We start from the raw sequence: 512 nt of genomic DNA, 5'->3' as shown, positions 1-512 counted from the left end.
GGCACCACCGGTGGCGACTTCGAGCAGTTGGCGGTCAATCCGGCTGAAGCCGTGACCAACGTCAGCGATACCCTCGATACGTCGACCGTCACGTTGACCGCCACTCCAGGCGTGGTCGAGGGCGGCACCGTGGTGTACACCGCCTCGGTATCGGCCCCAGTTACCGGCAGCCCACTGGTCGTGACCCTGGCCAACGGTCAGAGCATCACCATCGGCGTCGGTGAGTCGTCCGGCTCGGTCGACTTCGTTGCGCCAAACAACGTCTACAACACCAATACTGCACTGACCAACAGCATCACCAAGGTCGAAGGCGGTAATTACGAACAGCTCGACACTGCCGGCACTCCGACCACCACGGTTACCGACAGCCCGGCTACTCAGGCCACTACCAACCTGGTGCTGAGCGCGACTGGCGATGTGGCTGAAGGCGGTCAGATCGTCTACACCGCGACCCTGAGCAACCCAGCTGGCACGGCGATGACCGTGACCTTGAGCAACGGCGCGACCATCAA

The 512-nt window shown here is 62.7% G+C and carries 1 protein-coding gene; it reads left to right on the top strand.

Annotation, left to right across the window (positions count from 1 at the left end; all coding sequences use genetic code 11):
- Positions 1-512: immunoglobulin-like domain-containing protein (locus tag EGJ09_RS26485; protein ID WP_158621150.1), on the top strand; the 512-nt coding region annotated here is incomplete at both ends.

The organism is Pseudomonas sp. p106, from assembly GCF_003936645.1.
Taxonomy (GTDB): domain Bacteria; phylum Pseudomonadota; class Gammaproteobacteria; order Pseudomonadales; family Pseudomonadaceae; genus Aquipseudomonas; species Aquipseudomonas putida_E.
This window is presented reverse-complemented; position numbering and strand designations above follow the sequence as displayed.